The organism is Paraburkholderia tropica (genome assembly GCF_900109265.1).
GTDB classification, from domain to species: domain Bacteria; phylum Pseudomonadota; class Gammaproteobacteria; order Burkholderiales; family Burkholderiaceae; genus Paraburkholderia; species Paraburkholderia tropica.
The window spans coordinates 25,468-42,967 of record NZ_FNZM01000014.1 but is presented as its reverse complement, the minus strand read 5'-3'; the positions used below and the strand labels follow the sequence as shown (position 1 = coordinate 42,967).

The window sequence follows — 17,500 nt, the reverse complement described above, 5'->3', positions numbered from 1 at the left end:
CCGCCCCGTCGCATCACGTGCGCGCGACCGGCCAACGCAGCGAAAAGGCTAGCGGAAACCGCGGCGCCTTGCGCCCGGCCGGCGCGCGCCATGGTTGCATGCGCGCGCTCATGGCCGCACACATCGCGAGGCCTTCTTCGCCGTAAAGATGCGACATGGCCTGTTGCACGAGGCCCGCGTCGAACCAGAGCTTGAAGCGGCGATGGCAGGTGCGGAAGTCGGGGTAGCACTCGGGCATCTTCGCCCAGACGGAACCGGTGGTGAGCACCCAGACGATGCCTTCGAACACGGCGCGCGAGCTATGCGCGGGACGGCCGCGACGCGGACCGCTGGAGCGGATTTCATGAAAGAGCGGCTCGACGCTGCGCCATTGCGCGTCGGTCAGCTCTGAAGTAGGACGAGACTGCATCTGATATTCCAAGTGAGGTTTGTCTGACACACACCGACTAAATTAGCCTCACTCCATCCCAGAAAATATCGGACTATGCCTAAAACGCTCCGAAAATCTGCCAGTCAATCGGCCCTGCGGCGGGCGCGCCAAATCGCCGCTGCCGGCAATCGAAAACGGACGAATTCATGACACGTTCCCCTGCGACAGCCCGCGCGACCGCGCGCAAGAAAACGGGACGCATCCGCGTCGGTATCGGCGGATGGATCTTCGCGCCGTGGCGCGGCACGTTCTATCCGGACGGACTCGCGCAACGCCTCGAACTCGACTACGCGAGCCGCCACCTGACCTCGCTGGAAATCAATTCGACGTACTACGGCGCGCAGCGTCCCACGAGCTTCGCGCGCTGGCGCGACGAAACGCCCGACGACTTCGTATTCGCACTCAAAGGCCCGCGCTTCGCCATGAACCGGCGCGTGCTTGCGGAAGCCGGCGCGTCGATCGAGCGCTTTCTGACGGGCGGCCTGCTCGAACTCGGCGACAAACTCGGCCCGATCAACTGGCAGTTGATGCCGACCAAACGCTTCGAGCCGGACGACTACGCGCGCTTTCTCGAACTGCTGCCCGCGCAGGTCGAAGGCCGTCCGCTGCGGAACGCGCTCGAAGTGCGGCACGAGAGTTTCTGCACGCCGGAGTTCGTCGCGCTCGCACGCAGCCGCAACGCGGCGATCGTGATGTCGGGCGATTCCGACTATCCGCAGATCGCCGATGCAAGCGCGCCCTTCGTCTACGCGCGCATCATGGGCACGCAGGCGAAACATCGGCACGGCTACGCGAACGCCGACCTCGACCGCTGGGCCGATCGCGCGATCGCGTGGGCACAAGGCGAGACGCCCGACGATCTCGACACCTACGCGAAACCGCTCAAGGCGAAAACAGGCCGCGACGTGTTTCTCTACGTGATCAGCGGCCACAAGGCGCACAACCCGGCCGCCGCGATTGCGCTCATCGAGCGGCTGCGCGAACGCGGCGCGAACGCCTGAGACCGCGTCGCTCAACGTCCGGCGTCACAAGGTCTCACCCGCGCGCTCCAAGCACGACAGATAGCCCACCACCGCATGCGTCGCGCGTGCTTCGAGCGCGGCGGCGTCGGTTTCGCCGCGCGCGCCTGCGGCATCGACCATGCCGCGCACGATCGCATAGACGTCGTGCGCGGCCGTGCGAGGATCCGGCAAACGCGGCGCGTCGGGCAGCGCGAACGCGTACATCAGCGTGGCGTGCAGGCGCTCGCGCACGCGCGCATCGCGCTCGCCGAGCGGCAGGCGCTCTTCCTCGAAATCGAGCACGCGTGCGAGCACGGGCCGCCGCATCTGATGCGCGACCGATGCGCGAATCAGTTCGCGCATGGCCGTCTCGCAACTCGACGACTCGCCCGCGCGTTCCAGCGCCGCGAGCAACGGGACGCTCTCGCGGTCGATCAACGCGGCCGTGAGTGCGTCGCGGTTCGGAAAGTATTGATAGAGCGAGCCGACGCTCACGCCCGCACGCTCGGCGATGGCGTTGGTCGTGTAGCCGCCGGGTCCGCGCGTTTCGAGCAGGCGTGCGGCGCCTTCGAGAATCGCGTCGACGGTTGCGGCCGAGCGGCGCTGCCGCGGCAGCTTGCGCGCGTCGAGCGGCGTGGGGCGACGACGTGCGCCGCCGCGTGGCGTGGTGGTCATGGTGGTCGGCAAATCAGCGCGAGCGTTGAAAACTGAGCATTCGCTCGCATTCTAACCAGGCGCGTCGATGTCTTGCCGCCCCACCCTGCACGCAAAAAAAAGCGGCGGCGGATCGCTCCGCCGCCGCTGTATCGAGATCGTTCGATCCGAATGCCGCTTAAATCTGCCGACGCATTTCCGCCGCAGGCAGCTTCATCATCTGCCGATACTTGGTCACGGTGCGGCGCGCCACCTGCACGCCCTGCTTTTCGAGTTCCTGCGTCAGCACGACGTCCGACAGCGGATCCTTCGGATTTTCCGCATCGATCATTTCCTTGATCAGCGCGCGCACCGCCGCCGCCGAGCACGTGCCGCCCGTGCGCGTTTCCAGCTCGCGCGGGAAGAAACGCTTGAATTCGAAAATGCCGCGCGGCGTGGCCATGTACTTGTTGCCCGTGGCGCGCGAAACCGTGGATTCGTGCAGGCCGAGTTCGTCGGCGACATCGCGCAGCAGCATCGGACGCAGCGCGATTTCACCGTACTGGAAGAACGCCTTCTGACGCGCGACGATACATTCGCCCACGCGCAGAATCGTCTCGCAGCGCTTGTGCGCATTGCGGATCAGCCAGCGCGCTTCCTGCAATTGCTGGGCGAGCGGCGAACGGCTCGTCTGATCGGAACGCGCGAACATTTCGGCATAGAGCTTGTGGATGCGCGCGCGCGGTTCGATTGCCGGATTCACGCTCACGACCCACTTGCCGCGCACCTGACGCACGATCACGTCCGGCACCACGTAGCCGCCGTCGGCGCGTCCGTAGTGGTTGCCCGGCTTCGGATCGAGGCGGCGCACCAGCGCGGTCGCGGCCTGGAGTGCCTGCGCATCGCAGCCGAGCTGACGTTGCAGCTCGCCGTTTTCGCGGCGCGCGAGGCGTTCGAGATGCTGCGTGACGATCTGGAGCGCGAGATCGCGATGCGGCGTGTCCTCGGGCATTGCCTCGAGTTGCAGCGACAGACATTCGGACAACGAACGCGCGCCGATGCCGGGCCGGTCGAGCGTCTGCACGACGCGCAGCGCCACGCGCAGGCGGTCTTCGTCGAGCGCTTCGCCGATATCTTCGAAATCGGTCAGTTCGGACAGCTCCTGACGCAGATAGCCGTCGTCGTCGAGCGCTTCGATGACAATCTGCGCCGCGGCGCGGTCGAGGTCGTCGAGCGGCGACAGACGCAGCGAGTCATGCAGTTGCTCGCGCAGCGAGAGCGGCACGCGCACCCAGTCGGAGGCGTCGGAGTCGCCATCTTCCGAGCCGCGGTAATTCGACGAGGTGCGCATGGCGCCCGTCGACGGCATGTCGGCGGAATACGCGCCGCCGTCGTCCGGATAGCCGGAGTTGTCGTCGCCATAGCTGGCGGGTTCGTCGTTATAGCTCGATGCGTCTTGCGGCATCGCGGCTTCCATGCCGCCGTCCATGCCGCCCTCGGGCATCTCGGCCACGGCCGTGGGCGCATCGGCAGCGGCGCCGATGCCCGCCGCGCCGTCGGCGGCCTCGGCGGCTTCGCCGGTTTCCGTCGCGGGCGGAACGTATTCGAGGAACGGATTGGTGTCGAGCGCTTCACGCAGTTCCTGCTGGAATTCGAGCGACGAGAGCTGCAGCAGACGCACAGCCTGCTGGAGGCGCGGCGTCAGCGCCAGATGCTGGCGCGTTTGTAACGCGATGGAAGGCATGGCGGTCCCGTTCTTGAAATGAGTTGAGCGTTGGCCTTCCTGATGCAACACCCATGCCAGTTATTACAAGAGCTTGTTTTCAAACGGGATCACGTCTTGCGACAGCGCAAATCAACGGACAAATTCGAGTGCGCCACCGACGTTTTTACAACGACCCGGAAAAATTGCGTGCCCGATTAGCGCCGGATGGACGCGCCATCTTCCTGCCATTTTCGCGACAGGAAGCCGTCGCGAGATTCTTCGGCCATCGCCCAACTCGGCTCGATTCCCACGCAGGTCCCAGATAGTGTGCGTTCCGCACATTTCGCGCCGGCCCCTTTTTCGGGCTTTTTACGCGGCGCGGCACGGACCTTGCGGTAGCCCCTGTCGGATACAACCAGAAAAGGAGAAACCATGAACCGCATTCCTCTGCTCAAGACCGCCGCAGGCGTGGCCTGCATGACCTTCGCGCTCGTGGCGGGCGCCCAGACGAACAGCGCGTCCACCGCGCCGGCCAGCTCGGAAAGCGTGGGCCAGCACGTCGACGACGCCACCATCACGACCAAGGTGAAGGCCGAACTGCTCGGCGCGAAGAACGTGAAGTCGGAGCACATTCACGTGAAGACGCGCAAGGGCATCGTCTCGCTGACCGGCACGGTGCCGACCGCCGAAGACCGCGACAACGCCAAGCAAGTTGTGGAAGGCGTATCGGGCGTGAGCTCGGTGAAGAACCATCTGAAGATCGTGGCGGCGCAGTAATCGCGCTGAAGTCAGTGCAGCTCGCGGCGTAACTGCCGCTGCCGGGCCACCCGCGCCGCGTTCTCACGAACGCATGCGCGGGTGGCCTTTCTCTTTCCACGCTGCGGCTTTAACCGCGCCCGGCCTGCTTCAGTTGCTCGCGGCGCGCATCGCCCTGACGCGCGAGCATCCAGCCCGGATACTCGGCGGGCAAACCGCTGACATCGTCGAGCATCGCCAGTTCTTCCACGCTGAGCTTGACCTTCGTGGCCGCCACGTTGTCGTCGAGCTGATCCGTGCGTTTCGCGCCGATGATCACCGTCGTCACCGCGCGCTGATGCAGCAGCCACGCCAGCGCGATCTGCGCCACCGACACGCCCTTTTGCTCCGCGATCGGCCGCATCGCATCGATGCAATCCCACGCGCGCTCGCGCTCCACGGGCGGAAAGTCGAAGGTCGTGCGACGGCTGCCCGCTTCGCCCTGCTTGTCGCGCCCGTATTTGCCGCTCAGCAGGCCGCCCGCAAGCGGGCTCCACACCATCAGCCCGAGTCCTTCGCTCGCGAGCATCGGCACGATTTCGCGTTCGAGATCGCGGCCCGCGATCGTGTAATACGCCTGCAAGGACTGGAACTGCGCAAGCCCGCGATGCTGCGCGATGCCGAGCGCCTTCACGATCTGCCACGCCGCCCAGTTCGAGACGCCCACGTAACGCACGTGGCCGTGCTGCACGAGCGTGTCGAGCGCGCGCACGGTTTCCTCGATCGGCGTGGCCGGGTCGAAACCGTGAATCTGATAGAGGTCGATGTGGTCGAGTTGCAGGCGCTTGAGGCTCGCCTTCACGCCTTCCATGATGTGATAGCGCGTTGCGCCGCGCTGGTTCGGCGACGGGCCCATTTCGCCGGGCACCTTGGTCGCGATCAAGTAACGGACTGTAAAGGGAACCGGCTGCGTGCCGATAATCCATACAACCTGTTTTCTATGTTGATCGAGTTTCGCCAGGCCGCGCCTCGCGCGCAAACGCAGCACACTGAAAACTCAACCCGGCCCGGCATATACAAGGGCTCGCTCATCAACGTCAGCGAGGCTGCAACGGAAAGCCCGCCACCCACGGCAGTACCCGCAATTCCGCAGCATGGACGTGCAGGCCGTCAGTCGGAGAGCCGGCAGCGACTGGAAGCACTGTTCGACAACGCGCCGCTCGCGAAGCAGACACCCGACGAGCCACCAGGCGATCTTCCCGCCACCGGGCCAGCCTCCCGACGGGGCCGCCCCACTGGTCAAGACCGGCACACATTCTTTCCGCGCGAATTCCTTGCGCCTATCCCCGACGAAGTCGCCGACGCCATCTCGCGCGGCACGTACTTCCTGCGCGCGTGGCGCGAGTACCGGCAGTACAAACCCCGTGACGCGGCCGAACTGATGGGCCTCAAGGTCGTCACGATCACTTGTCACGAACAGGGCTATAACACGCCGACAAGCGAAACACTGAAGCGCTTTGCTGATATTTACGATTGCACGCTTGAGCAATTGACAGCGAAACCGGACTCGCGCGCTGTTAATAGGACAGTCAGGGCAACCCAAATCATGCCCATAAAAAGTGCGCCGATTGACACCGATTATCCAGATTCGGTTATTGACCATATCCGAACCGGAAAATCGCCCGTCACGGCGTGGCGGATATACAGGCGTATGACCGATAAGCAGCTTGCCGAACAGTTCGGCACAAGTGAGACGCTATTACAGAAAATGATAAAAGCGGAACACCTGAGCGACAAAACATTACGGAAGTTTGGCCGTATCTTCCATTGCACCGAAGACCAGCTTAGACGGCCGGACGGTCTGGTTGTCGAGCCGCACAAGGTCAAGCGGCCCGCACTACGCGGTCCTGCAAATGACGGGGTGCAAATTGCAGCCGCCATGTAGCTCACCAGTGGCCCGCTATCGGGGAAACGCCGCCCTGAAATGTCTGAGTAAAGGGCATTTCAGGGCGGCGTTTTTGCTTCTCGCTAACCAGAACTATGTGCGTACCGCAGCGGCGGAGAACTAATGCGGCGATGCAAAAACAAGAGAGTCTGTAGAGCGGAAGTTTGCGCAACAAGCATCACGCATTCGCCGTGGACGTAACCGACTTAACCCTGCACGCCCGCATCCGCGGGCGTCGCTTATTTGAGGGCTGTGTCATGAGTTTCGGCGAGAACGTGAAACACATCCGGCATCTGCTTGGTTGGACGCGTAGCGAAATGCTCAAGCGATTGTGCCCCAATGCAAACGGCAAAGAGCGCGCGCGTGTCAGCCAACAGGTCTATCAGCTTGAGCGTCGTTCGTCGCGTCGCTCGGAGTTGCTATTGCCAATTTCGGAACTGTTCGGCATTGCCCCTTCGGTCCTGCTCAACCGAGACCTGACGAGTCTCACTCTGCCAGAGGTCAAACTCCTTCGTGATGATCCAAATTCGCCCGTGCCTGGCGACCTGATTGCGATTGCTGGCCGGTTCGCCCTGGCGACTGGAGAGGCGCGCGCCATCGTTGAGAAGGTGATCGCGGTAGATCGCGATCACCCGCAACTGGTGCCGAAATTGTCGGTCATCCTTGACGCCTATCTCGACGGCGTGCGCGTTCATTCGCGACGACGTTAGCCCCTGCATTTTGGGACTTTTCGCATGGCGTCAGGATGACGACTTTGCTTACAGTGTTTCCGTGTCGTCGCCTGGCATCGACGATACACAGAAGCCGTAACGCCCCCACGGAGCAGCTTGCTGGTCTTTTTGCGCCCGCGCAATGCAGGCTCTTTTTCGCCTGTGTGGGCGATGCTTTTTCCCCTGTGGGCGATACGCCACGCATCTGATCTATCGCGCATGACTACGTTCGGACATTTCTGAAAAACGGCGCGCGTTCACGATCCTTGACACATATTTTCCGGGCCGCCCCCAAGAATCGAAAGCTGAATTCTTACGGGGTCGTTTCGATGAATCGCTGTTACAGGCTGGTCTATAGTCGTTCGCGCAAGATGCTCGTCGCCGTGGAGGAAACCGCGACGGCAGCAGGAAAATCGGGAGAGACCCGCGCAACAAGGCTGTCCAGCGTCTGCCACTCGCTGCGGCGCCTGCTCCCTGCTGCGCTGCTGGCGCTCGCGCCCATGCTGTCGTTTGCGCAGATCGTTGCGGGCGGCGCGCACGCGCCGAATGTCATCCAGACGCCGAACGGTATTGAACAGGTCAACATCAACCGTCCGTCCGGCGCTGGCGTCTCGGTCAACACGTATAACCGGTTCGACGTGCAGCAGCGCGGCGCGATCCTGAACAACTCGCCGACGATGGTGCAGTCGCAACTCGGCGGCATGATTAACGGCAACCCGAACTTCGCGCCGGGACAGGCCGCGAAGGTCATCGTCAATCAGGTCAACAGCGCGAGCGCGTCGCAGTTCAATGGCGCGCTTGAAGTCGCGGGCCAGCGCGCGAACGTCATTCTGGCGAATCCTTCGGGGATACCCTGCCGGGCACATTCAGCAACAACGCGCTCGTCGAAGCGGCGAACAACCTGAACGTCAACGCGGCCGACGTGCAGAACAGCGGCGTCATGATGGCGGGCGGCACGCTCACGACGCACTCGAACACGCTGGAAAACACGGGCACGATGGTCGGTGGCAGCGTCTCGCTCAACGCGAGTCAGCGCTTGTCGAACACGGGGCCGACTGCGCTGATTGGCGCAACCGACAGCGACGGCACGCTCGAACTGCTGTCGAACGACATCGAAAACCGCGACGACGCGACGGCCACCGACACGCAGGCAACGACGGCGATTTACGGTCTCGGCAAGGTGATACTCGCGGGCGGCAAGGACGCCAACGGCAAGCGCGCGAAGCCCTGGACGTTCGTCGCATCGATCGACAACTCAGGAACTGAATCGACTGGCAAGTGGCAAGGCAACGTCAGCCTCGGCATTGATAATCCGCTTGGTCTGAACGACGTATTCACAGTCGGCGCGAATCAGGACTTATCGTTCGGCAACAAGGCGCTCGGTTCGCACGGGTTCAATGGTTCGTACTCCGTTCCGTTTGGCTACTGGACGGCGACCCTGTCGGGCAACACGAGCACCTACTACCAGAACATTGCGGGCGTGAACGAGACATTCGTATCGAGCGGCAACTCACAGACGGCCGCGCTGCGCATTGCGCGCGTGCTCTCGCGCAGCCAGAACGACGTGCTCGGCGGCTACGTGCAGCTATCGAAGCGTTTCGGCGACAGCTTCATCGACGACACGACGATACCGACACAGGCGCGCAACAACACGTTCCTCGAACTCGGCGCGACCGACCGGCATTACTTCGGCGCGGCGCAGTTCGACGGCACGCTCGCCTACCGTCAGGGCATTGGCGGCTTGGGCGCAACGCCGGACCCGTATATCGATGGCCCGACGTACCGCTTCCATATGGCCGTGCTCGATGCGAACCTGTCGGTGCCATTCGCGATTGCAAACCAGCCATTCCGGTACGTCACGACATTCCACGGCCAGTTCACCAACGACACGCTTTTCTACATCGACGACCTGACCATCGGCAGCCGTTACACCGTGCGCGGCTTCGACGGCGAAACGATGCTCGCGGCCGAACGCGGCTTCTACTGGCGCAACGAGCTGCAATGGCCGGTGTTCCAGACGGGACAGACGTTGTACGCGGGGATCGACTACGGGCGCGTGTTCGGGCCGAACACGGCAGCACTGGCTGGAACACAACTGGCGGGCGCGGTGATCGGCATTCGCGGCGGCGTGCCGACGAAATATGTTGGCGTCTCGTACGACCTGTTTGCAGGGACGCCGATCTACAAGCCCAAAAACTTCCCGACCGCGCGATGGACGGTCGGCTTCCAGATTACTGCTCAGTTCTGACTAGTGCTGTGTCGCCGGCACTTTGAGGGCACCGATCACTTCGTTAAACTTCTCGGTTTCGTCAGGTCCGATTCTGTAGGCATGCACGGGACATCGGATGTCCATTTCTGACGACTGGCTGCCTTCCGACGCTACGCCCTCAAGCGCGGCCAGGCATTCGTGCAACTGCTCTTTCGATAGTCCGTCTTCCATCGCGAGTGAAGTTACTCTTTGAATCGTGCCAAAAAAGTTTGAGTGATTTATCGCGGCCGACGAGGCGTTCGGCGTCGGCCTGTTGCAGGTCGCCGATCTGGTTCCAGATGCCGGCGCCGCCTCCGAACGTCATGGTGCCAAGACATAGTTCGGACACGAACAGGCCGGTGCGGCCCAGAGGATTCAATCGCATGGTGGAACTCCTGATGACACTTGCGGGGTCGAGGAAACGTCCAACGGGGCGAGGATACTGCGTTCGCGCGCCGCGTGCCGGAAGCGGGCGCGACGCCGGCACGCGCGACCGAAACCTGCCAGACTGGCGTGACGCTCTGGACACCGTGAGCGGACGACTTCATCGAATCCTGTCCGCGAACGACGTTACCGGACGCCTTTCGACACGCCGCGCCCGCCCGCGACATCCGGCGCGACGCCTGGAAATTCGCACGCCTGGAAATTCGCGTAACGCGCCCTCATCTTCGTGCGCATGAACCCGCCCTCGACCGCCTCAAGCCGCGCCGACCCGCCGTCCGACCCGCCGGTGAAGCCGCGCCGCCGCCGCGCCGCGGCCGGCGACAACGCGCTCGCGCAGTTCCATCCGGCCGTGGCCGGCTGGTTCCGGCGCAGCTTCGACGCGCCCACGCCCGCGCAGCGCGCCGCCTGGCCGCTGATCGCCGCCCATCGCGCCACGCTGGTCGCCGCGCCAACGGGTTCGGGCAAGACGCTGACGGCCTTTCTCGCCGCGCTCGACGAACTCGTGCGCGAAGGTCTCGCGAACGGCGGCGCGCTGCCCGACGCGACGCTCGTCCTCTACGTCTCGCCGCTCAAGGCGCTCTCGAACGACATCCGCCTGAATCTGGAGCAGCCGCTCGCGGGCATCGGCGAGGAACTCGCGCGCCTGCATTTGCCGCCCGTCGAGATCCGCACCGCCGTGCGCACCGGCGACACACCGCAGCACGAACGCGCCGCGCTGCGCAAACGCCCGCCACACATCCTCGTGACGACGCCCGAATCGCTCTACGTGCTGCTCGGTTCCGAATCCGGCCGACGCATGCTGGCGAGCGTGCGCAGCGTGATCGTCGACGAAATTCACGCGCTCGCGGGCAACAAGCGCGGCGCGCATCTCGCGCTGAGCCTCGAACGGCTCGACGCGCTGTGCGGGCGCAAGCTGCTGCGCATTGGCTTGTCGGCGACGCAAAAGCCGATCGAGACCGTGGCGCGCTTTCTGGTCGGCTTCGGCGATAGCGATGGCGATGAAAATGGCGACGAACGCACCGCGCCCGCCTGCGAAATCGTCGACGTGGGACACGCGCGCGAGCGCGATCTCGCGCTCGAAGTGCCGCCCGTGCCGCTCGAAGCCGTGATGGCCAACGACGTCTGGGAGCGCGTCTACGACCGCATGGCCGAGCTGGTCGCGCTGCATCGCACCACGCTCGTGTTCGTGAACACGCGGCGCATGGCCGAGCGCGTGGCGCGCCATCTGACCGAGCGGCTCGGCAACGACGTGGTGGCCGCGCATCACGGCAGCCTCGCGCGCGAGCAGCGCTTCGACGCCGAACAGCGCCTCAAACGCGGCGAATTGCGCGTGCTGGTCGCGACGGCGTCGCTTGAACTGGGCATCGATATCGGCGATGTCGATCTCGTCGTGCAGGTCGGCTCGCCGCGCTCGATTGCCGCCTTCCTGCAACGCGTCGGGCGCTCGGGCCACCAGGTCGGCGGCACGCCGAAGGGCCGGCTCTTTCCGACTTCGCGCGACGATCTGATCGAATGCGCGGCGCTGCTCGATTGCGTGCGGCGCGGCGAACTCGACCGGCTCGCGCTGCCGCACACGCCGCTCGATGTGCTCTCGCAGCAGATCGTGGCCGAAGTGGCCTGCGAGGAATGGAACGAGGACGCGCTCTATGCGCTCGCGCGCCGCGCCGCGCCGTTCGCGACGCTCGAACGCGCGAAATTCGACGCCGTGCTGCGCATGCTCGCCGAAGGCTACACGAGCCGTCACGGGCCGCGCGCCGCGTATCTGCATCGCGACGTGGTGAGCCAGACGCTGCGCGCGCGGCGTGGCGCGCGACTCGCCGCGCTGACTTCGGGCGGCACGATCCCCGACAACGCCGATTACGCCGTGCTGCTCGAACCGCAAAGCGTGCGGATCGGCACCGTCAACGAGGATTTCGCGGTCGAAAGTCTCGCGGGCGATGTGTTTCAGCTCGGCAATGCGTCGTACCGGATTCTGCGCATCGAAGCGGGCCGCGTGCGCGTGGAGGACGCGCAGGGTCAGCCGCCCAACATCCCGTTCTGGCTCGGCGAAGCGCCCGGACGCAGCGACGAGCTGTCGTTCGCGATTTCGCGTTTGCGCACGCAGATCGAGGCGCTCTTGAGCGACGACGATGAAGATTCAAATCATTCGGATGCCGAATCATCGTCGAAAGCGAAAGCAAGCAGCGCGGCGAACATCGAGCGCGCGATTGCCTGGCTCATCGACACGGCCGGTATCGACGACGCCAGCGCGCGGCAAATCGTCGACTATCTCGCGCGCGCCCGCCAGGCGCTGACCGTCTTGCCCACGCAGGACACGCTCGTGATGGAGCGCTTTTTCGACGAAGCGGGCGGCACGCAACTCGTGATCCACGCGCCGTTCGGCAGCCGCGTGAATCGCGCGTGGGGACTCGCGCTGCGCAAGCGTTTCTGTCGCCAGTTCAATTTCGAACTGCAGGCCGCCGCGACCGAGGACGCCATCATTCTGTCGCTGACGGGCGCGCACAGCTTCGCGCTCGACGAGGTCTGGCGCTATCTGCATTCGAATTCCGCCGAGCATCTGCTGGTGCAGGCGCTGCTCGACGCGCCGCTGTTCGGCGTGCGCTGGCGCTGGAACGCGACCACCGCGCTCGCGCTGCCGCGCCAGACCGGCGGACACAAGACGCCGCCGCAAATCCAGCGCATGCGCAGCGAGGATCTGCTCGCCGCCGTCTTTCCCGATCAGGTTGCGTGCGTCGAAAATCTCGCGGGCGAGCGCGAGATTCCCGCGCATCCGCTCGTCGCCCAGACGCTCGACGATTGCCTGCACGACGCGATGGATACGCACGCGTGGCTCGCGCTGCTGCGCCGCATCGAGTCGCGCGACGTGGCGCTCGTGACGCGCGAGCTCTCCGCGCCCTCGCCGCTCGCGGCCGAAATCCTGACCGCGCGTCCCTACGCTTTTCTCGACGACGCGCCGATCGAGGAGCGCCGCACGCAGGCCGTGCTGTCGCGGCGCTGGAGCGATCCCGAATCCGCTGACGATCTGGGCGCGCTCGACGCCGACGCCATCGCGAACGTGCGCGGAGAAGCGTGGCCGCAAGTGCGCAGCGCCGACGAAATGCACGACGCGCTCACCACGCTCGGCGCGCTCGCGCAAAGCGAAATCGACAGCGAGCCGAACGCGCGCGACTGGCAGACGTGGCTCGCCGGACTCGCCTCTGCCGGGCGCGCGACGCGCGTGCCGATCGTCCACAACGACAGCCGCGACGAAGCCTTGTGGGTGAGCATCGAGCGGCTCGCGTGCGTGCGCGCCGTCTATCCGCAAGCGCGTTGCGAGCCGCCGCTCACGCCGCCGCCCGACTATGACGAGCCGTGGACCGAGGACGCCGCGCTCGTCGAATTGATCCGCGCGCGGCTCTCGGGTTTCGGGCCGCTGACGGTCGCGCAGATCGCGCGGCCGCTCGCGCTGGAAGCGAGCGTGGTCGCGCTCGCGCTGACGCGGCTCGAAGCCGAAGGCAGCGTGATGCGCGGTCGCTTCACGCCGGGCGCGCGCGACGAGGAATGGTGCGAGCGTCACCTGCTCGCGCGCATCCATCGCTATACCGTGCGCAAGCTGCGCCGCGAAATCGAGCCGGTCGAGCGCCACGATTTCATGCGCTTCCTGTTCGAATGGCAGCACGTCGCGCGCGACGCACGCGGCTCGGGGCGCGACGCGCTCGCCGCGATGCTCGAACAACTGGAAGGCTGGGAAGCGTCGGCGCTCGCGTGGGAGGACGAGATCCTGCCCGCGCGCATCGACGATTACACGCCGATGCTGCTCGACGAGTTGTGCCGCTCCGGACGCCTCACGTGGGCGCGGCTGCCCGCGCGCGCGGGTGCGGCGACGACGACCGTGCGCAGCACGCCGGTCGTGCTGTTGCCGCGCCGCGAAATGGCGCGCTGGACTGCGCTCGTCGATGCGACCGACACCGCTGGACTCTCGGTGCGCGCGCAGCGCGTGTATGGCGCGCTGCTGCGGCACGGCGCGATGTTCTTCGACGAACTGGCCGCCGATGCGCATCTGCTCGGCGTCGAACTGGAGAACGCGCTGGGCGAACTCGTCGCCGCCGGACTCGTGAACGCCGACAGTTTCGCCGGCTTGCGCGCGCTGGTGAAGCCCGCCGCGAAGCGCAATGCGCATCACGGACGCCGCAAGCCGCGCGGTTTCGGGCCGCTCGCCGGCGGCATGGCGGACGCGGGCCGCTGGGCGGTGTTGCGGCGCGTGGAGCCGGCCGATGAGCAGGAAAGCGCGACGGACGATGGCAGCGCGCGAACGCCGCGTGCGGTGACGGCGAATCCTGCGCGACGTCCGCCCGCCGATCCGGCCTTGCTCGAGCACGTCGCGGACGTGCTGCTGCGCCGCTACGGCGTGGTGTGCTGGCAAGTGCTCGCGCGCGAGGCCGCGTGGCTGCCGCCGTGGCGCGATCTGCTGCGCGTGCTGCATCGGATGGAAGCGCGCGGAAACGTGCGCGGCGGACGCTTCGTCGCGGGGCTATCGGGCGAACAGTTCGCGCTGCCCGAAGCGGTGGCGTTGTTGCGCGAGGTGCGGCGGCGCGGGGAGCGGTCCGTTCGTTCGGATCGTTCGGAGGGCGAAACGGTGTGCATCGCCGCCGTCGATCCGCTGAATCTCGTGGGATCGGTGCTGCCTGGCGAGAAGGTGCCGGCGGTCGCGGGTAATCGCCTGGCTTTTCGTGATGGCGTGCCGGTTGCCGCGCTGGTCGCGGGACGGTTTGAATTTCGCGGCGAGTTCGATGAGGCGACGCGCGCGGAATTGCGCGCCGCGTTGGCGCGAGGGGCTTAGGCGCGGGGCGCTCGGGCTGCGCGTGTGTGCCTTTATCGTGGACTCTGACTTGCCTCGATATCCGCGCTAGAAACGGCCCGCTCCGCATCCACGCGTTGCAAGCCATAGCTTCGCGATGAATGCGGGCGCTTTTACGATGGACCTTTCTGTTCAGCCGTCTCGCGCAGGAATGGCAGTTAGTTGCAATTCACTGCGCGGCAAATAGGCGGGCAGTTACTTGCGAACGCTCACCGGCACGCCGCCAAAATGCCGACGCACACGCAGACCATTCGCGACCACCAGCAAACTGGCGCCGACATCGGCGAACACGGCCATCCAGAGCGTCGCCTCGCCCGCCAGCGCGAGCACCAGAAACACGGCCTTGATGCCGAGCGCCAGCGCGATGTTCTGCATCAGCACCGCCGACACCTTGCGGCTCAGTCCCACGAACGCCGCGATCTTGCGCGGATCGTCGTCCATGATCGCGACGTCGGCGGTTTCGAGCGCCGTCGCCGTGCCCGCCGCGCCCATCGCGAAGCCGATGTCGGCGCGCGCCAGCGCCGGCGCGTCGTTCACGCCGTCGCCCACCATCGCGGTCATGCCGTGGCGCGCCGACAGATCCGCGACCGCGTCCTGTTTGTCCTGCGGCAGCAGATTGCCGCGCGCGTCGTCGATGCCGAGCTGCGCGGCGATCGCGCGCGCCGTCGCCGGGTTGTCGCCGGTCAGCATGACGGGCGTCACGCCGAGCTGCTTGAGCGCGCGCACCGCGTCCGCGCTTTCGGGCCGCACGGCGTCGGCGACCGCGAACAGCGCGACGGCCTCGCGCGGCGAGCACAGCACGATCGCCGTCTTGCCCTGGGTTTCGAGCGTCGCAAGACGCGCTTCGAGGTCGGGCGAGCACACGCCCAGCGACTCCACCAGCCGGTGATTGCCGAGATGCCAGACTTCGCCCGCGATGCGCCCTTTCACGCCGAGCCCGCTGAGCACCGCGAAATCGTCGACGGCGACCAGCGCGGCCTGCGCACCTTGCTCCGCACGCGTCCGCCAGCCCGCGACGACGGCGCGCGCGACCGGATGCGTGCTCGCATCGTCGAGGCTCGCGGCGAGGTGTAACGCGTCATCGACGGACAGCGCGCCGAGCGCAAACGCATCGGTCAGCGCGGGCTGGCCGCGCGTGAGCGTGCCGGTCTTGTCGAGCGCGACGGCCTTGAGCAGACGCCCGCGTTCGAGCCACACGCCGCCCTTCACGAGGATGCCCGCGCGGGCCGCGGCGGCGAGGCCGCTCACCACCGTCACGGGCGTCGACACGACCAGCGCGCACGGACACGCGATCACCAGCAGCACGAGCGCCTTGTAGAGCCACGCGCTCCACGCGCCGCCGAACGCGAGCGGCCCGGCCACGGCGATCAGCACCGCGAGCGCGACGACCGCCGGCGTGTAATAGCGCGCGAACTGATCGACGAAACGCTGCGTGGGCGCGCGCTGCGCCTGCGCCTCCTGAACCGCCGCCGCGATGCGCGCGAGCGTGCTGTCGCGCGCGACCGCCGTGACGCGCGCCTCCACGACGCCGTCGACGACGATGCTGCCAGCGTAAAGCGCATCGCCTTGCGCCTTGTCGACGGGCAGGCTCTCGCCGGTGATGGGCGCCTGGTCGAGCGCGGCGCGGCCCGATTCGACGCGGGCGTCGAGCGGCACGCGCTCGCCGGTGCGCACACGGATGCGGCTATCGACGGCGACGTCGGCCACCGCCAGCGTGCGCCACTCGCCTGCGCTCCAGACGTCGGCCGTTTCGGGCGCGAGCGCGGTCAGCGAGCGGATCGCATTGCGCGCGCGTTCGAGCGAGAGGGCCTCGATTTGCTCGGCGAGCGCGAACAGGAACACGACCATGGCCGCTTCCGGCCACTTGCCGATGACGATCGCGCCGGCCACCGCCAGCGACATCAGAAAGTAAATGTTGATCGTGAAGTTCTTGAGCGCGATCCAGCCTTTGCGCAGCGTCGGCAGACCGGCGCAGAGCAGCGAAACGACGGCGCAGATCAGCACGGGCACGCCGGTTTCGTGGCCGGTGGTCCACGCGAGCACTTCCGCGCCCGCCGCCGCGACGCCGCTTGCGGCAAGCAGCAGCTTCTGGCGCAGCGCGAGGCCGACGCCCGGCGACAAGCCGGCATCGGCGCGATTCCCGGCGTCATCGTCGGCGAGCGGACGCGGCGCCATGTCGAGCGCGCGCAACGCGGATTCGAGCGGCTGCGCATCGGGCAGACGGTGATAGACGGTCAACTCGCGCGCGATCAGGTCGAAGTCGAGGCGCGCGACGCCCGGCATCGGTTCGAGCCGGTTGCGGATCAGCCGCTCCTCGGTCGGACAGTCCATGTTGTCGATGCGGTAGCGCGCGCGTTGCGTGCCTTCCGGCGCGGGCGCCAGCGCGCGAAGACGTGCGGCGGGTTGCGGTGCGGCGCCTTGGCAGCAGGACGACGCGGCGTGGTCGTGGGTGTGGTCGTGCGCGTGATCCGCATGGTCGTGATCGTGGCCGTGCGAATGGTCGTGATCGTGTTCATGTCCGCCAGCCGGCGCGGCCGAATCGGCCGTTGCCGCCGCGTCCGCGACTTCGGTGTGACAGCCATGATCGGCATGACAGCCGCAGGCAGGTTTATGATCGTGCCCCGATTGCTTCGATGCCACGCCCGATGCCGCGGCTGCGCCGTCCGCGCCGTCCGCGCCGGACGCACCGGCGCGCGCCCGATAGCGCCGAGCGAGCACCAACCGCGACAAGAATGCCTGACCCATGGCCGAGTTCTCCCAAAGATGACAGAATCATTGGACAGCCTGTAGTCGCTACAGGGTCAAGCCATTT

The 17,500-nt window shown here is 66.2% G+C and carries 10 protein-coding genes and 3 pseudogenes; 6 read left to right on the top strand and 7 right to left on the bottom strand.

What is annotated here, in order from left to right; translation table 11 throughout:
• Window positions 1–13 precede the first annotated feature (13 nt).
• Window positions 14–409, bottom strand: a complete 396-nt coding sequence (locus BMY06_RS23455; RefSeq protein WP_065057554.1) for a transposase — start codon at window positions 407–409, stop codon at window positions 14–16.
• A 167-nt stretch (window positions 410–576) separates the two neighbouring features.
• Here BMY06_RS23455 and BMY06_RS23450 point away from each other — a divergent pair, with 167 nt between their 5' ends.
• Window positions 577–1,431 carry a DUF72 domain-containing protein gene (locus BMY06_RS23450; RefSeq protein ID WP_074985622.1) on the top strand — a complete coding sequence of 285 codons (855 nt, stop codon included), beginning with the start codon at window positions 577–579 and terminating at the stop codon, window positions 1,429–1,431.
• A gap of 24 nt (window positions 1,432–1,455) precedes the next feature.
• Here BMY06_RS23450 and BMY06_RS23445 read toward each other — a convergent pair whose 3' ends face one another.
• The 3 genes from BMY06_RS23445 to BMY06_RS38920 all read right to left on the bottom strand — a co-directional run bounded on the left by BMY06_RS23445 (window position 1,456) and on the right by BMY06_RS38920 (window position 4,203).
• Window positions 1,456–2,106, bottom strand: a complete 651-nt coding sequence (locus tag BMY06_RS23445; protein ID WP_074985621.1) for a TetR/AcrR family transcriptional regulator — start codon at window positions 2,104–2,106, stop codon at window positions 1,456–1,458.
• Between the two features lie 157 nt (window positions 2,107–2,263).
• Window positions 2,264–3,808 carry an RNA polymerase factor sigma-54 gene (locus tag BMY06_RS23440; RefSeq protein WP_074985619.1) on the bottom strand — a complete coding sequence of 515 codons (1,545 nt, stop codon included), beginning with the start codon at window positions 3,806–3,808 and terminating at the stop codon, window positions 2,264–2,266.
• 176 nt (window positions 3,809–3,984) lie between these two features.
• Window positions 3,985–4,203, bottom strand: coding sequence for a hypothetical protein (locus BMY06_RS38920; protein ID WP_124261972.1), 219 nt, complete (start codon window positions 4,201–4,203; stop codon window positions 3,985–3,987).
• Here BMY06_RS38920 and BMY06_RS23435 point away from each other — a divergent pair.
• Entirely contained in the window at window positions 4,202–4,546 is a 345-nt protein-coding gene (locus BMY06_RS23435; RefSeq protein WP_065057530.1) for a BON domain-containing protein, read from the top strand. The two genes, BMY06_RS38920 and BMY06_RS23435, sit on opposite strands and share 2 nt — an antisense overlap.
• A gap of 109 nt (window positions 4,547–4,655) precedes the next feature.
• Here BMY06_RS23435 and BMY06_RS23430 read toward each other — a convergent pair.
• Window positions 4,656–5,453: pseudogene (locus BMY06_RS23430) on the bottom strand (aldo/keto reductase); the annotation flags it as partial.
• 51 nt (window positions 5,454–5,504) lie between these two features.
• Here BMY06_RS23430 and BMY06_RS38915 point away from each other — a divergent pair.
• The 3 genes and pseudogenes from BMY06_RS38915 to BMY06_RS40660 all read left to right on the top strand — a co-directional run bounded on the left by BMY06_RS38915 (window position 5,505) and on the right by BMY06_RS40660 (window position 9,407).
• Entirely contained in the window at window positions 5,505–6,449 is a 945-nt protein-coding gene (locus tag BMY06_RS38915) for a helix-turn-helix domain-containing protein (RefSeq protein ID WP_074985617.1), read from the top strand.
• 191 nt (window positions 6,450–6,640) lie between these two features.
• The gene (locus tag BMY06_RS38910; RefSeq protein WP_124261975.1) at window positions 6,641–7,159 is read left to right on the top strand and encodes a helix-turn-helix domain-containing protein; all 519 of its coding nucleotides are present in this window, start codon (window positions 6,641–6,643) and stop codon (window positions 7,157–7,159) included.
• Between the two features lie 329 nt (window positions 7,160–7,488).
• A pseudogene (locus BMY06_RS40660) lies at window positions 7,489–9,407 on the top strand (ShlB/FhaC/HecB family hemolysin secretion/activation protein).
• A gap of 244 nt (window positions 9,408–9,651) precedes the next feature.
• Here the strand turns inward: BMY06_RS40660 and BMY06_RS38905 are convergent.
• Window positions 9,652–9,792, bottom strand: a pseudogene (locus BMY06_RS38905) (aldo/keto reductase); the annotation flags it as partial.
• A gap of 291 nt (window positions 9,793–10,083) precedes the next feature.
• Here BMY06_RS38905 and BMY06_RS23400 point away from each other — a divergent pair.
• Entirely contained in the window at window positions 10,084–14,670 is a 4,587-nt protein-coding gene (locus BMY06_RS23400) for a DEAD/DEAH box helicase (protein ID WP_080180094.1), read from the top strand.
• A gap of 213 nt (window positions 14,671–14,883) precedes the next feature.
• On the opposite strand, the gene BMY06_RS23395 is transcribed toward BMY06_RS23400, so the two are convergent.
• On the bottom strand, window positions 14,884–17,433 hold the full coding sequence (locus BMY06_RS23395) for a heavy metal translocating P-type ATPase (protein ID WP_080180093.1): 2,550 nt from the start codon (window positions 17,431–17,433) through the stop codon (window positions 14,884–14,886).
• Window positions 17,434–17,500: the final 67 nt, after the last annotated feature.

Bases quoted from the DNA above. Each gene is read 5' to 3' on its own strand.
- BMY06_RS23455 (WP_065057554.1), bottom strand. From the start codon at position 409: ATGCAGTCTCGTCCTACTTCAGAGCTGACCGACGCGCAATGGCGCAGC.
- BMY06_RS23450 (WP_074985622.1), top strand. From the start codon at position 577: ATGACACGTTCCCCTGCGACAGCCCGCGCGACCGCGCGCAAGAAAACG.
- BMY06_RS23445 (WP_074985621.1), bottom strand. From the start codon at position 2,106: ATGACCACCACGCCACGCGGCGGCGCACGTCGTCGCCCCACGCCGCTC.
- BMY06_RS23440 (WP_074985619.1), bottom strand. From the start codon at position 3,808: ATGCCTTCCATCGCGTTACAAACGCGCCAGCATCTGGCGCTGACGCCG.
- BMY06_RS23435 (WP_065057530.1), top strand. From the start codon at position 4,202: ATGAACCGCATTCCTCTGCTCAAGACCGCCGCAGGCGTGGCCTGCATG.
- BMY06_RS38920 (WP_124261972.1), bottom strand. From the start codon at position 4,203: ATGGTTTCTCCTTTTCTGGTTGTATCCGACAGGGGCTACCGCAAGGTC.
- BMY06_RS38915 (WP_074985617.1), top strand. From the start codon at position 5,505: ATGTTGATCGAGTTTCGCCAGGCCGCGCCTCGCGCGCAAACGCAGCAC.
- BMY06_RS23400 (WP_080180094.1), top strand. From the start codon at position 10,084: ATGAACCCGCCCTCGACCGCCTCAAGCCGCGCCGACCCGCCGTCCGAC.
- BMY06_RS23395 (WP_080180093.1), bottom strand. From the start codon at position 17,433: ATGGGTCAGGCATTCTTGTCGCGGTTGGTGCTCGCTCGGCGCTATCGG.